General features: G+C 68.4%; 14 protein-coding genes and 1 tRNA gene. 9 read left to right on the top strand and 6 right to left on the bottom strand.

Features of this window, described 5'->3' with window-relative positions:
* Nucleotides 1–5: 5 nt before the first annotated feature.
* From VFV19_14665 to VFV19_14685, 5 genes are read left to right on the top strand one after another with little or no spacing between them, the layout of a single operon-like run.
* A complete protein-coding gene (locus tag VFV19_14665; GenBank protein ID HEX4825543.1) occupies nucleotides 6–437 on the top strand; it encodes a PTS sugar transporter subunit IIA in 432 nt (143 codons plus the stop codon).
* On the top strand, nucleotides 434–703 hold the full coding sequence (locus VFV19_14670; protein ID HEX4825544.1) for an HPr family phosphocarrier protein: 270 nt from the start codon (nucleotides 434–436) through the stop codon (nucleotides 701–703). The genes VFV19_14665 and VFV19_14670 overlap by 4 nt, the downstream gene beginning before the upstream one ends.
* Nucleotides 700–2415, top strand: coding sequence for a phosphoenolpyruvate--protein phosphotransferase (gene ptsP, locus VFV19_14675; GenBank protein HEX4825545.1), 1716 nt, complete (start codon nucleotides 700–702; stop codon nucleotides 2413–2415). Before VFV19_14670 ends, ptsP begins: the two co-directional genes overlap by 4 nt.
* Nucleotides 2412–2786: a cupin domain-containing protein gene (locus VFV19_14680; GenBank protein HEX4825546.1), complete on the top strand. Its 375-nt coding sequence runs from the start codon at nucleotides 2412–2414 to the stop codon at nucleotides 2784–2786. Before ptsP ends, VFV19_14680 begins: the two co-directional genes overlap by 4 nt.
* Nucleotides 2787–2827: 41 nt before the next feature.
* Nucleotides 2828–3454 carry a MerR family transcriptional regulator gene (locus VFV19_14685; GenBank protein ID HEX4825547.1) on the top strand — a complete coding sequence of 209 codons (627 nt, stop codon included), beginning with the start codon at nucleotides 2828–2830 and terminating at the stop codon, nucleotides 3452–3454.
* Here VFV19_14685 and VFV19_14690 read toward each other — a convergent pair.
* Complete coding sequence (locus tag VFV19_14690; protein ID HEX4825548.1) at nucleotides 3451–4800, bottom strand: hypothetical protein; 1350 nt, start codon at nucleotides 4798–4800, stop codon at nucleotides 3451–3453. The genes VFV19_14685 and VFV19_14690 overlap by 4 nt on opposite strands.
* Nucleotides 4801–4922: 122 nt before the next feature.
* On the opposite strand from VFV19_14690, the gene VFV19_14695 reads away from it, so the two are divergent.
* A tRNA-Pro gene (locus tag VFV19_14695) sits at nucleotides 4923–4999 on the top strand.
* Between the two features lie 116 nt (nucleotides 5000–5115).
* Nucleotides 5116–6324 (top strand): tetratricopeptide repeat protein, encoded by a 1209-nt coding sequence (locus tag VFV19_14700; protein ID HEX4825549.1) that lies wholly within the window; start codon nucleotides 5116–5118, stop codon nucleotides 6322–6324.
* 30 nt (nucleotides 6325–6354) lie between these two features.
* Here VFV19_14700 and VFV19_14705 read toward each other — a convergent pair whose 3' ends face one another.
* Both VFV19_14705 and VFV19_14710 read right to left on the bottom strand, forming a co-directional pair.
* Complete coding sequence (locus VFV19_14705) at nucleotides 6355–7008, bottom strand: hypothetical protein (GenBank protein HEX4825550.1); 654 nt, start codon at nucleotides 7006–7008, stop codon at nucleotides 6355–6357.
* A gap of 462 nt (nucleotides 7009–7470) precedes the next feature.
* Nucleotides 7471–9117 carry a L,D-transpeptidase family protein gene (locus VFV19_14710; GenBank protein HEX4825551.1) on the bottom strand — a complete coding sequence of 549 codons (1647 nt, stop codon included), beginning with the start codon at nucleotides 9115–9117 and terminating at the stop codon, nucleotides 7471–7473.
* A 201-nt stretch (nucleotides 9118–9318) separates the two neighbouring features.
* On the opposite strand from VFV19_14710, the gene VFV19_14715 reads away from it, so the two are divergent.
* The gene (locus tag VFV19_14715; GenBank protein ID HEX4825552.1) at nucleotides 9319–9504 is read left to right on the top strand and encodes a hypothetical protein; all 186 of its coding nucleotides are present in this window, start codon (nucleotides 9319–9321) and stop codon (nucleotides 9502–9504) included.
* Nucleotides 9505–9724: 220 nt separating this feature from the next.
* Complete coding sequence (locus VFV19_14720; protein ID HEX4825553.1) at nucleotides 9725–9991, top strand: hypothetical protein; 267 nt, start codon at nucleotides 9725–9727, stop codon at nucleotides 9989–9991.
* Nucleotides 9992–10046: 55 nt separating this feature from the next.
* On the opposite strand, the gene VFV19_14725 is transcribed toward VFV19_14720, so the two are convergent.
* The 3 genes from VFV19_14725 to VFV19_14735 form a co-directional block, all read right to left on the bottom strand.
* Nucleotides 10047–10328 carry a hypothetical protein gene (locus VFV19_14725; protein ID HEX4825554.1) on the bottom strand — a complete coding sequence of 94 codons (282 nt, stop codon included), beginning with the start codon at nucleotides 10326–10328 and terminating at the stop codon, nucleotides 10047–10049.
* 13 nt (nucleotides 10329–10341) lie between these two features.
* Nucleotides 10342–11673, bottom strand: coding sequence for a helix-turn-helix transcriptional regulator (locus VFV19_14730; GenBank protein ID HEX4825555.1), 1332 nt, complete (start codon nucleotides 11671–11673; stop codon nucleotides 10342–10344).
* 146 nt (nucleotides 11674–11819) lie between these two features.
* Nucleotides 11820–13298: an alpha/beta fold hydrolase gene (locus tag VFV19_14735; GenBank protein HEX4825556.1), complete on the bottom strand. Its 1479-nt coding sequence runs from the start codon at nucleotides 13296–13298 to the stop codon at nucleotides 11820–11822.
* Nucleotides 13299–13302: the final 4 nt, after the last annotated feature.

Here is a 13302-nt window from a genome sequence, read left to right on the forward strand (position 1 = left end):
CGGACATGGAAGACGGCGCTCCGGGACTCCTCGTCGTCACGCACGGCAAGCTCGCGGACGAACTCGCGCACGCGGTGCGGCGCATCGTCGGCGACGTGCCGGCCCTCGGCTCGATCTCCCTCGACTGGGACGACGACGTGGCCGACGCCACGCGCCGCATCGAGGAGGGAATCTCGCGGGTGGCGATCAACGGCCGGGTGCTCATCCTCACCGACATGTTCGGAGGCACGCCGACGAACATCGCGCTCTCGATGCTCGACCCCGGGAAGGTCGACGTCGTCACCGGGGTCAACCTCCCGATGCTCGTCAAGTTCGCGAACCTGCGGAAGGTCGACGGCTTCGACGAGACCGTCAGGAGGATCGCGCAGCAGGGACGCGAGGCGATCCAGGTCGCCTCCGAGGTCCTCGAGCGCAAGGAGGGCGGGGAGTCGCGATGACCGAGGCCGAGGTGACGATCGTGAACCGGCTGGGCCTGCACGCGCGGGCGGCGGCGAAGTTCGTCCACCTCGCGAGCCGGTTCGCCGCCCGGGTCACGGTCGCGAAGGACGGGACGCGCGTCGACGGGAAATCGATCCTCGGGCTCCTCACGCTGGCGGCGGCGAAGGGAACGCGCCTCCACGTCATGGCGTCCGGCGACGACGAGGCCGCGGCCGCCGGCGCCCTGGTCGAGCTCATCCGCTCGCGGTTCGGCGAGGACGAATGAGCGCGCGCGTCCACCGCGGGGTCGGCGTCTCGCCGGGGGTCGCGGTGGGGCGGGCGCTCCCGTGGGATCCGGGATCGCCCGCGGCCCCGTCGGGACGCCGGCGCACGGAGAGCCCCGAGGACGAGCTGCGGCGATTCGCGGCGGCGCGGGCGAGGACGCGCGACGAGCTTCACGATCTCCGGGCGCGTCTCGCGGCGAGCCTCGGTGAGAGCTACGCCGCGATCCTCGAGGCCCAGACGCTGCTCGTCGACGACCCGCTCCTCGTCCAGGAGGTCGAGCGGCGCGTGACGCAGGAGGGCGCATCCGCCGCCTGGGCCATCCACGCGACGCTTGGCGCGTTCCGCGCGCGGTTCGAGACCATCGAAGACGGCTACCTCCGCGACCGTGGCGGCGACCTGCACGATTTCGAGCGCCGCCTCCTGCGCCTGATGGGCCCGGACCAGCCCGAGCCGGCGCCGCCGGACGGACCGCTCGTCGTCGTCGCCCATGCGCTCGGACCCTCGGACACGGTCGCGCTCGCCCAGGGCGGCGTCGTCGGGCTCGCGGCCGATCTCGGCGGCCCGACGAGCCACACCGCGATCCTCGCGCACGCGTTCGGCCTCCCCGCGGTCGTCGGTCTCGGCGATCTCGCGGGAGCGGTGGCCCGCGGCGCGACGGTCGTCGTCGACGGCGATCGCGGCGAGGTCATCGTCGATCCGAGCCCCGAGACGCTCGACGCGGCGCAGGCCCGGCGCGCCGCGTGGGCCGAGCGGGAGGCCCTGTGGGAGCGCAGCCGCGACGTTCCGACCGTCTCGAAGGACGGCGTCGAGGTCGTCCTCCGCGCGAACGTCGAGTTCCCCGACGAAGCCGGCGCCGCGCTCCGTTACGGTGCGCGTGGGATCGGGCTCTACCGCTCCGAGTTCCTCTTCGTCGCCTCGGCGCCGCGGATCCCCGACGAAGACGACCAGTATCGAACTTACCTGGAGCTGGCGCAGCGGGTCGCGCCGCATCCGGCGATCATCCGCACCCTCGATCTCGGCGGCGAGAAGTACTTCCACGACGTCCTGGGCGGCCGTGAGGATCACCCCGCCCTCGGGGCCCGCGGCCTTCGCCTCTCCCTCATGCGGCCGGAGCTCCTCGTGCCGCAGGTCCGCGCCCTCCTCCGCGCCGCGGCCGAGGCCGACATCCGCGTTCTCCTTCCTCTCGTCACGTCGCTCGATGAGATCGTCGAAGTCCGCCGCATCGTCGCGCGCGAAGCGGAGGCGCTCCGCGCGCAAGGCGTTCCGTGCCGCCAGGGGGTTCCGCTCGGCGCGATGGTCGAGACGCCCGCCGCCGCGATGACCGCCGACCTCCTCCTCCGCGAGGCGGACTTCCTCTCCATCGGCACGAACGACCTCATCCAGTACTCCCTCGCGGTCGACCGCGGGAGCTCGGCGGTCGCGTCGCTCTACGATCCGCTCCACCCGGCGATCCTCCGCATGATCCGCTTCGTCGTCCGCGCGGGACGCGCGCGCGGCGTGCCGGTGTCCTTGTGCGGCGAGCTGGCGGCGGTGCCCGAGCGCGTGCCGGCCCTTCTCGGACTCGGCCTTCGCGAGCTATCCTGCCCGCCGCGCTCCGTCCCGGCGGTCCGCGAGGCGATCCGCGCCACCGACGTGGCCGCCATGGCGCGGGCGATGGAAGAAAGGTGCTCGGGGCCGGACCGGGCCGCAGTCGGAAAGGACGATCGCACGTGAGCATCGCACGCGTCGACAAGCCGTGGGGATACGAGCTGCGCTTCGCGCGCACCGACCGCTACGCGGGCAAGGTCCTCTTCATCAAGGCGGGCTCGCAGCTCAGCCTCCAGTACCACGACGTCAAGGACGAGGCGTTCTTCGTCCAGTCGGGAACGCTCGACCTCGTCCTCGGACGCGGCGCCGACCAGCGCGTCGTCCGCATGGAGCCCGGATCGTCGCAGCGGATCACGCCCACGACCGTCCACCGCTTCCGCGCCGTCACCGACGTCCTCCTCTTCGAGGTCTCGACGCCCGAGCTCGAGGACGTCGTCCGTCTCGAGGACGACTACGGCCGGAAGGGCCAGAGCGACGCTCCCGGCGCGCCGCGCTGAAAACGGTTTACGGCGCGTTCCCGCACGGTTAAACTTCGCGCATGGAGCCTAAAGCGATACCCGACAAGCTCTACTACAAAGCTACGGAAGTCTGTCAGATCACCGATACACAGCCGTACGTCCTGCGCTTCTGGGAGAGCGAGTTCCCGCAGCTCGCCTCCGAGAAGAACCGCGCGGGCCAGCGCGTCTATCGCAAGGAAGACATCGACCTCATCCTCCGCATCAAGAAGCTCCTCTACGAAGAGGAGTACACGATCGCGAGCGCGAGGAAGGCGATCGAGGGAAACGAAGCCACGATCGTCGAGGAGCGTCCCGTCAGGCCGCGCCGTCCGCCGGTCACCGTCGCGCCCGAGATCCTCGACGACGCCCCGATCGTCGTCCCCGACGCGGTCGAGCCTCCCGCCGCTCCGGCGAGCCTGTTCGAAGGGCGCGAGCGCGCGGCCGAGACCACGGAGGCCGCCGCGGTCGAGGTCGGCGCCGAGCGGGCGGAGCACCACGCCGCGCTGGGCGCGATCGAAGACCTGAAGCGCGAGCTGATCGCCCTCAGCGAATCCCGCGATGCCGCGCAGAGCCGCTGCACGGCGCTCAGCGAAGCCAGGGACGCCGCTCAGCGCCGGTGCCGGCGGGTTGCCGACAGGCTCCAGGCGGTCCTCGAAGGCTCCGTCTAGGGGTTCACGGCCACGTCGGCCGGCCGCACCATGATCCGCTCCATGCGAAGCTCCTTCGCCATGGGGTCGCGCGCGTGCGCGTCGGTCGCGATCTGGAGGTGCCAGCCGAACTGATAGGGCACGCTCCCGAGCGCGAAGATCAGGTCGAAGGTCAGGAAGACGGCGATCGCCGCGGGGACCGCCCGCGGGATCCACCTCCATCTCGGCTTCCGCGAAAGCACCGCGAGCCCGTGGACGACCGGATAGACCGCGGCGTGGAAGACGACGAGCAGGCACCACATCATGACCGGCTGCGGATCGAGCACGCACGCGATGAGCGCGGCGATCAGCACCCAGCGCACGTACTCATCGATGAAGCGTCGCGGAGAGGATGACGGCGGCCGGCGCTTCCACCACCTCGCGGGATGGCGCCAGAAGCGCCACGCGAGAATCGCCGGAACGAGAACCGAGAGATTTCCGAACACCTCGACGATGAACCGCGCGATCGACGTCACCACCGGCCCTACGGTGGGGCCCAGCGCGTGGGAGAGATCGAAGATCGTCATCTTCTCCGAGCAGCAGACGGAGCCGAACGCGCAGGTGTAATAGAACCAGCGGAAGATGCTGACCGGGAGACGCAACACGCCGATTCCGCCGCTCCCGGCGTCGGTGTGCGGCATGATCGACGGATCGGCGAGCGCCGCGACGACCCAGGGCGCGAAGCTCGCGGCGACGATCGCGACCCCGGCGCCCACACCGAGCCAGCTCAGCTTCACGACGCCTCGGTAGGCGAGGATCAGCGTCGCGAGGCCGAGCATCGCCGCGGAGATGTGGAGCTGGAAGCCGATCCCGATCGCCACCACCTGGATCGCGCTGGCGACGAACGACGGCCGCTCCCGCGACACCCAGGACGTCGCCAGGTGAATCGCGCCGACGAGAAAGAGGAAGTTCGGATTCCAGACGAACCCGGAGAAGAAGATCCGCCACGGCCCCACGGCGTAGAGCACGAACAGGAACAATCGCTCGCGCGGCGACAGCACGTTCCGCATCACACGATCGACCAGCCACCACGCCAGGAGATGCGTGAGCGCGACGAACAATGCGGGCGCTCGGTAGTCGTGCCACACCATGAGCGGCAAGCCGACCAGCAGGCTCGTCGCCGGCCCCGGCTCGTACCCACCGATCCTCGACGTCGGGTTGCCGTAGGGAACGAGGTGGCCGTTCGCGGCCAGCTCCCACCCGCGCCTCAAGAGGTTCCACTGATCGCCCCAGATCTGCGACCGTGCCACGAGAAACGCCGAAAGCGCGACGGCGACGACCACGAGGCCGGTCCGCAGGGCGGGGGAGGCGAACGGTCGTGGTCTCAAGTGCGGAAAGATTCGCCGTTATGGCAATCGATTGCAAGCGACCGTTCAGCGGGCGTTGAGACTGCCGGCGTCTTGACGGTCCTTCGATCCGTCCCCTAACATGCCGCGGCTTCAGTCAGGGTCGGGGCGTGGCGCAGCCTGGTAGCGCACTTGCTTGGGGTGCAAGTGGTCGGAGGTTCAAATCCTCTCGCCCCGACCAATCCATCTCTCTCGGACAATTCGACGGCGTCGAACAAAGACCCAGCTCTGACCCTGTCTTGCGCCCGGACTCCCCGGAAACAATGTTTGCGCTAGTTCGATCAGAGGGGGAGTCCTATGCGGATCGTCGCTTCGATCGTCACGGTCGTGCTCTTCGGATCCATGATCGGCCTTCCGGTCCACGCCGTAGCGCCGGCCTCGCCGGAGGTGCCCCAGGGCAACTGCCCTACGGATGCCGTCAAGTCCCTCGCCGACGCCGTGCGCGCGGGTGATTGCCTCCACGGAGCGAATCGTCTTAGCGACGCCGTGGCCGCCTACCGCCGCGGGCTCCAGATCGATCCGAAGGGGTCTCGAGACTTGTACATCGGCCTGAGCGTCACCTACCTCGACGCCAACCGTGTGCAGTCGGCGCTCGAGGCCGCGCTCGCCGCGGATCGCATCTCGCCGAACGATCCGACCGTGCTCGTCGAAGTCGGGATGGCGTACGAGGATCTTCGTGCGTACCCGGAGTCGCTCGACTATTTCAAGCGGACCGTGGCGTTGCGTCCGGGCGACGGTCGAGCGATGCGGAGCGTGGGGTTCGTGCTCCGTCAGATGAAACGTCCGGACGAGGCGCAGGAGTATCTCGAAAAAGCGGTCCAGATCGACCCGAACGATTGGAAGGCGCAATACAACCTCGCGGGTGCCTACGCCGACATCTATCGGAACGGCATGCGCCGGAACTACGAGCTCATCATGAGCATGCCGCACGGAGGCCCGGCCACCGCACCCGCCTACGTGGAGCAGGCGGCCCTCGTCAAGAAGCTCAACGCCGGGAACTACATCCCCAAGGCGATCGAGCACTCCCGGGAGGCGGCGCGCCTGAATCCAGACGACCCGGAGCTCTGGTACGGTCACGCGCACCTGCTCTCGGAGTTCCCGCAGCGAGACGAATCGGAGCGCTTCGATGCGTTCAAGCGCGCCATCGCGCTGAAGCCCGATTACTACGCCGCCCTCCACGATCTCGCGCTCGCACAAACGAAGTCTGGCCGTTACGCCGAAGCGTATGAGACGCTCGACCAGCTCGAGAAGTACCACGGCGACGACCGCGATATCGAATGGACGCGCGGCGATCTCGACCTCGCGACCAAGCGCTATGAGGACGCGGTGAGGCACTACGGGTCTGCGATCGCGCACGATCCGAGCGAGGCGCGTCTCCAGTTCGAGCTGGCGCGGGCGTACCGCAAGTTGGGCCGCACGGAGGAATCGCAGCAGTCTCTCGATCGAGCGAAGGCGCTGCGTCCGGACATGGCCGAGAGCTACGACAGGATGCTCGCGACGGACTGAGCGTTCACGGGGCCTGCGTGGATGACGGGCTCACTCTCGCTGGTCGCTCGTCTTCCACATCCGGTGGGTTCTCGTCCAGGACGATTGAACCGCCCGGCGGACGAGCGAGAGGAGGTCGTCCGCGCACACGCCCCCCAGCGAGGTCCTCAAGATGCGCGCGTCCCGTGCCGTCACGACCTTCGGATCGACGCTGACGTTCGAGAACACGCCCGCGTTCATGAAACCGTTCTCGGCCCGGCCGGACTCGATGACGAAACGCCCGACCCCGAGTCCGAGCGTTGAGCGAAAGCCGCTCATCGTGGCGACCGGTCCGAGAAAGAGCAGGACGCGCTCGCCGGCCCGGTAGGTCGGGATCCCCTCGGGCTCCGGAAGCATGAGCACCATCGGCGCCACCGACGCTCGGGCGTCCGTGAGGCGGAACTGACGGAACACGTAGGTCTCGTCGAACGATCCGCGGATCGACTCTTCCACGTGCAGCGTGATCTCGGTGAATGGCAGTCCGACCGCGCTGACGCCGGAGGTGACGCTCATGACGACACCGACGACGATCGACTCCGCGTCGCGGAGGAGGTCTACCAAGTTCGTTTCCTGGAGCGCCATGGCACGTGCATCGTCTTCGGGCACGGGCAGGCCGGTGATCGCGAGGTTCAAAGACCAGGGGCGCTGATTCGTCACGACGCGCATGTTCGATCTCCCATCCGATTGATGTCGGTTCGGCAACGGGTTCCGCGTGAATGTGGCGACGCTCCGTGTGCCCCTCCTTTCGCAGATGCTGCTGTGCGGTTCGATGCCGCCCCGTCGGCGACCCACGTCCGACCGCGCCGCCCGACCCACGCCGCGGTACCTGCTGGTCGGTCGTGTTGCCGCGCCCTCGCATCGGGCGCGGTCACGGCTGCTCTGATCGACGGTCCTGTATACGTGAGCGCGAAGACGATGGACCTAACGGTCACGTTAATTGTGCGAACCGATTCCGAGGTCCGGTCGATACGGACCGTCCGATCCGACAATTCCTGAAGTATCGATGGCGGCGCGAGTCTACGGCGAGCCGATCAACGCGTCTCGCCATCCTCACGGCACGTCCTCTCGACGGTCGCACGGATGACGTCGACGGTTCAATTCCTCTCGCCCCGACCAACGAAGTGATTCCTATCGCGCCGCAAGTGCAGCCTCGAGCTTGGCGTCGTAGCCGTAAATGTCGTCGGTGAAGAGCGCGCGATTCTTGGCGTCGACAATCGCGGTGGTGTAGAAGAGGACGACCGGGATCGGGCGCGTCAGCTTCGTGGTGGTCATCTTGCCGGCGCTCATCGCCGCCGCGATCCTCTCGCGCGTCCACTCCGGGCGATCCGAGAGCACGAACGCCGCCAGCGCCGGCGGATCCTCCAAGCGGATGCAGCCATGGCTGAACGCGCGCCGGTTCTCCGCGAAGAGCTGCTGCGCGGGCGTACCGTGCAGGTAGATGTTCATGGTGTTGGGCAGCACGAACTTCACACCGCCCAGCGCGTTGTCCGGGCCGGGGCGCTGGCGCACGCGCAGGGCGCCGCTCGCGATGCCGTCGAGCGTCGTCGCGTCGAGCGACGTGATCGGGGCGCCGCCGCGCACGGGCACCGCCTCGAGGTCCTCGCGCTTCCAATAGCCGGGATCGCGCCGGAGCGCCGGCAAGGTCTCTTTACGCTGGATGGACGGCGGCACGTTCCAGTACGGGCTGAACTCGAGGTAACGCATCTCGCCGATGAAGACCGGGGTCTCGCGCGTGTGAGCCGCGGCGCCGACGATCACACGCATGGTGAGCGCCGCGGCGTCGTCCTCGCGCCCGTTCTCGAACGCCCACAGGCGGAAGGAGGGGATGTTCACCGCGATCACGGCTCCCGGCGCGAACCCGGGGAGCCAGCGCAGGCGCTCCATCGAGAGCTCGAGCTGCCGCACGCGTTGCGAGAAGGGGACGGAGAGCTCGGCGAGTGTGCCGGCCCCGAGGATGCCGTCGGGTTTCAATCCGTGTCGTTCCTGGTAAGCGCGCACGGCCTCGACCAGCGGGCCGTCGTAGCGACTGTCCGTCGGATTCGGCGCGCTTGCGGGAAGGTCGCCGACGAGTCGCAATCGCTCGGCGATCGGGCCGACGCCGTCGTAGCTGTCACCCGGAGCGATCTTGCGGACGTTCTTGGGGAGCGCCGGTACCGGCGACAGCGGCTCCGCGGCCATCGTGCGAGCCTGTGCAAGCGCTTCTTTGAGACGCTTGTAGAGGGGAAACGTCGGCTCGACCGAGACGATGGCAGCGTGTACGTCATGGCTGTCGATCGCCGACTGCACCAGCGCGGGGAGGTCGAGCGGCGTGTGCTCGGTCTTGAACGCGAAACCCGCCCGCTTCGGGTCCACGCGGCCGAAGTGCAGGTCAGAAAGCAGCCGGAAGAGGGACACCGTGAGAGCAACTTCGGCACGCGCCCTGCGCTCGATGCCGTCGTCGCCCTTCGCGATCGAATCGAATTCGGCGCGCAACCACGCGACATCGTAGTCCGCCGGATCCAAGCCGTAAGTGGGCGCCGACGCCAGCTCGTCGAGTGCCTCGTTCCACGGCGCACCGGGCGCGAGCCAGCGCGCAGCGTCTGCGCTCGGGGCAAAGAAGCGCTCGAGGGCAGCGCGGTTCGAGGAGAAGTCCGGCCTCTTGAGCTGCGACAGACTCCCGCTTGCGACGAGCGCCCGCACGGCGACTGCATCGTCACCGTCAGCCGCCGCGGTCGGCGCAAGAAGCGGCCATCCCGCAATGAAGACGACCGCGAGAAGCGTTCGTGTCACCCGCACGAGGCAGGATCGTATCAGTCTGTTGTGCGCGCTAGACGGGTCCGTTGGGTGCGGCCGGAGGTTTACGTCCTCTCGCCCCGACGAGTTCTTCCCTCAACGCCTACGACGGCGCGCTAGCGCTGGGATTCAGCATTTTTGATTGCGCGTCCGCTCTGTTCCGGGTATGACACCTTCGGAATCATTCCTCGTCGGGGGTGTCCCATGCGAAAGGTCGCGCTGGTCCTGATCGTCGTCTGTGCTGCTGTCGTCGGAACCACGGCTCTCGCGATGACCGCACAGAAGCCAAAGCTCTGCCCTCCCGGCAACAAGGTGCTCCATTGCTTCGACGGCAGGATCGTCTGTTGCCCGCCCCATTACGCCTGCGACTGCGGCGGGCCGGTGGGGTAGTTGCTCGCGCCGCTCGCCGATTGAACTTGGATCGCGCTTGGGGTGCACGTGGTCGGAAGTTCCAGTCCTCTCGCTTCCGACCCAATCGAATCCAGGCTCACTAAGTGTTGTGAATCCCCAACGGGATTCGCAAGGGCGCTCGATCCCAGACGGCGTCGCCAAGGGTAAGTCTCTCGCATGAAGCGGGACGGGATTCGAGACCCGCTCGAGGAGAGACACCATGAGACGACGTGCAATGGGATGGACGATGGGAATCGTGGCGGCGATCGCGACGGCGGCGATCGTCCTGGGCGGCGTGGAGTATTCCGTCGCGGCGGACGACCTCGAGATCAAGGGCCCGCCGCCGGGAGGCGGGTGCATCTGCCCGACGAACTGGGATCCGGTCGTGTGCAGGGCCGCCGACGGCTCGCTCCACGCATTCTCGAACGGCTGCGTCGCGGGATGCTACGGCTACACCGAGTGCGCGCGGTTCGTCACCACCCCCTGAGGCGCTTGCCGGATGACGACGGGAGGGGCGCCTCGTGGGCGCCCCTCCGCGAGCGTCACTGGCCTGGAACGATGACGTCGACGGCGACGATCGGTTCGTCGCCGTCATGGGTGCCGACCGGCCAGTTGCCGCACAACGCGATCGAGTGGGCGCCGACCGAGCGGAGGAAGCGGACGTGAAGGTGGATCATCGCGGACGAAGGCAGATCGACGTGTGCCGTGTAGAGGCGCGAGGCGCCGTCCACGACGACGTTGACGAAGAGCGCGTCGTGCGTGGTGGAGCCCGTCGTGTTCAGGATGGTGATGTCGTCGCCCTGCTGGCTCGTCACCGACGCCAACGGCGGGGCGCAGCTAGAGCTCGGGTCCGCCTCCAGGACTGGGAGCTGACCGGGGCCGCCGCCGCCGATGAGCTGCGCTCGCGCCGCCGAGCACGCGAAGACGACCGCCAACAACGGCACTTGAAGCCTCCATCGGAACGCCATGACGCTTCTCCTTCTCCGCTCGCGCCTTCTCCGACCGATCGTCGTCGAGGAGCCCCATATAGACGCGATATGCGGGAATGTGGTGTGGGACGAACGGTGCGATGCGCTCGAGCCGGCGCCGGTGGATTCCAGCCCACGCACGATCGCCCGCGGTGATCGCCAGACGGAGCATCTCGACCCCGGCGGAGAATGCGATGCGCGGGTGGTCGATGCGTTTGGCGAGCTCGGCCGCGCGTCGCCAACGGTCCAGCGCGCGATCGCGTCGCCCCGCCGCCTCGTCGACCCGGCCTAGAAAGATCTCGCTGTACGCGAGGCTCAGCGTGAGACCTCGCTTCCGGCTCAGACGGTTGGCCGCGAGGGCGAGCCGGCGCGTGCGCGCGAGTTGCCCGAGGCCGAGGGCGCATTCGGCGAGCGAGACGAGGATGTAGGTCTCGAACGACGGGCTGGGCACGAGACGGCTGTCCTGCTGCGCAGCCTCGCGGTCGGCGGCGCGCGCCTTCAAGAAGAAGTCGGACGCTGCGGTCCACTGCGACTCGTCCAGCGCAACGCTCCCTCGCGCGGCGTAGGCGTGGGCGAGGATCCTCCGGTCTCCGTGCGCACGGGCTTGGCTGATCGCAGCGTCCGCATGGGCTTCGGCGTTGCGCATGTCTCCGAGAGAGCGGCAACACTGCGAGAGTCTCTCTTGGAGGAGGGCGCGAAGCGGCGGCTCGAGCACCGTAGTTGCATCGATCGCACGCAGCTCGTGGAGCGCCAGCGCGTTCTTTCCGAGCGAGCGAATGGCCGTCACGAGGTTGATCCAGGCGTGGGGTCGCCTCTCGGCGGGGGCGAGAGGCAGGGCATCACGGAAAAAAGCGTAGGCGTCCCACTTCCGCTTCGTGCGGACCGCCGCCGCCGTGCCCGCCTCGTGCAGCGGCTGATACTCCAGGCCGGTCGTGTCGGGGCCGCCGAGGCGGTCGATCTCGCGATCGAGCTCGAGCCGCTCGAGCATCGCGTCGCCGGAGATCCCGTAGATCCGGCACAGCGGGCCTAGCCGGAAGATCGAGGGGGTCTGCTGGCCCCGCTCGAGCCTCGACAGCGTCCCCTTGTCGATCGGCTCGGGGGAGCTGCGGGTCAACGCGCACACACCGGCCAGCGACAAGTCCCGCCTCTCGCGGAGCTCGCGGAAATATCTCCCCAAGGCGACCGAAGACGATTCGGCCACGGCTCCTCGCCACCGAATTTCGGGGCTATTCCTGGAGGATATACCCCACACCCGCGCCTCCCGGAACGGAAACTACGACGATGTTGCACCCCGCCGGCTCGGCCGCCCCACTGAGGGGTTGTGGATTCACAACCCTGCGTGCCGCCTCAACGAGCCCCCGAATCCTCGCGACACGTCCGCTCGACCGTCGCGCGGATGACGTCGAAGAACGGGTTCGAGCGCAGGCGCGCCAGGAGATCGAGCGGGACCACGAGCGCGCCGTTCTCGCCTCGCGCCGAGAAGGCGCCGAGCGGGTAGGGCGCCATCCCATCGGCGGCAGGAGTCAGGCCGTAGACCGGATCGTCGGGCGGGAAGGGGATCGCCACGTGACCGAGCGACACGACGCCTGCCGGCCACGCGAGCGGGAGATCCGCGACCTCGATCTTGCTCGATCGCGCCGGCCGTGAGTACGTCGCCACATCGGCGGAATCTGCGCTCCGATTGGCGACGAGCGTGATCCGGAACGGCGCGTCGGTTGCCGCGCGGAGCTTCTCCAAGTACGCGATCGGCGCGGACGCGATGAGTCCTTGCAACTTCTCGGTCCTGTTGACGTCGAAGACGACGAGCTCGTTCCCGTTATCGGGCAGGAGGGCGAGCAGCCCTTTGACGACGTCGACGCTCTTGACGGTTGCATCCACGAGCGAGTGGAAGACGGTGACGTGCGGCATCCCACCGAGCTTGCCGGCCTCTCCCTCGCGGGCGAAGGCGCGGCTCAGCTCGCGCGTGACGCGATAGATCTGCTTGCCCGCGTTCACGGGGAACGAGTTGTACTTGTAGGGATCGTATTCGGGCAGGACGTCGAGCCACGCCGACGATTCGAAGTAGGGGATCGACGAGAGCCCCGCGAGGACGTTCGTCATGAAGGCGAGGTCGTCGATCCCGATCGCGGGGGACATCAAGTAGAGCCGCGACGGCCGCGGGAGCGAAGGGTCGTCGAGCGAGCGCAGCGCGTAGAGCGTCACGAGCGCCGCGCCGGTGGAGTGGCCTCCGGCGAGGAACGGCTTCCCCGGGCCGGCGCGCGACTGGGTATAGCGGGCCGCGAGATCCACCGCGGCGTACCAGTCTTGCCACGAGATGTCCTTGAGCATCGACGGGGTCGTCCCGTGGCCGGGAAGTCTCAGCGCCACGACGTCGTAACCCTGCTCGTAGAACGTGTCGGCGATGGCGCGCATGCTGTACGGCGAGTCGGAGAGGCCGTGCACGAGGAGCACCGCGCCCACGGGGTGGTCCTGCTTGAGCTCGAACGAGCGGTTGTAGCGCGTGTCCCAGGCGCGCTGCGCCGCCGGACTCCCGGCGTGGTAACGGCCGAGCACGAACGGATCGGCGGCGGACGGGTCGTCCAGCAGGCGCTTGTGGAGCTCCGCGAAGAGGCGGTCCTCGAGGCGCAGGTAGTCCTCGAACGACTTCACGTCCGCTCGGCCCGCGTGGAATTCCTCCTCGAGGTCGAGCCGGTGCCATGGCGCTAGCGGAGGGTGTTTGGAGCGCGAGAGAAACGCGAATCCTAGGACGACGACCGCGAGCGCGAGGCCGGAGAGCAGGGTGAGGGCGGCGGCTGTCTTGAGGATCGGGCGAGCGATGCGAAACATCTTC

The organism is Candidatus Polarisedimenticolaceae bacterium, from assembly GCA_036275915.1.
In the GTDB taxonomy this organism is placed as follows: Bacteria; Acidobacteriota; Polarisedimenticolia; order Polarisedimenticolales; family DASRJG01; genus DASRJG01.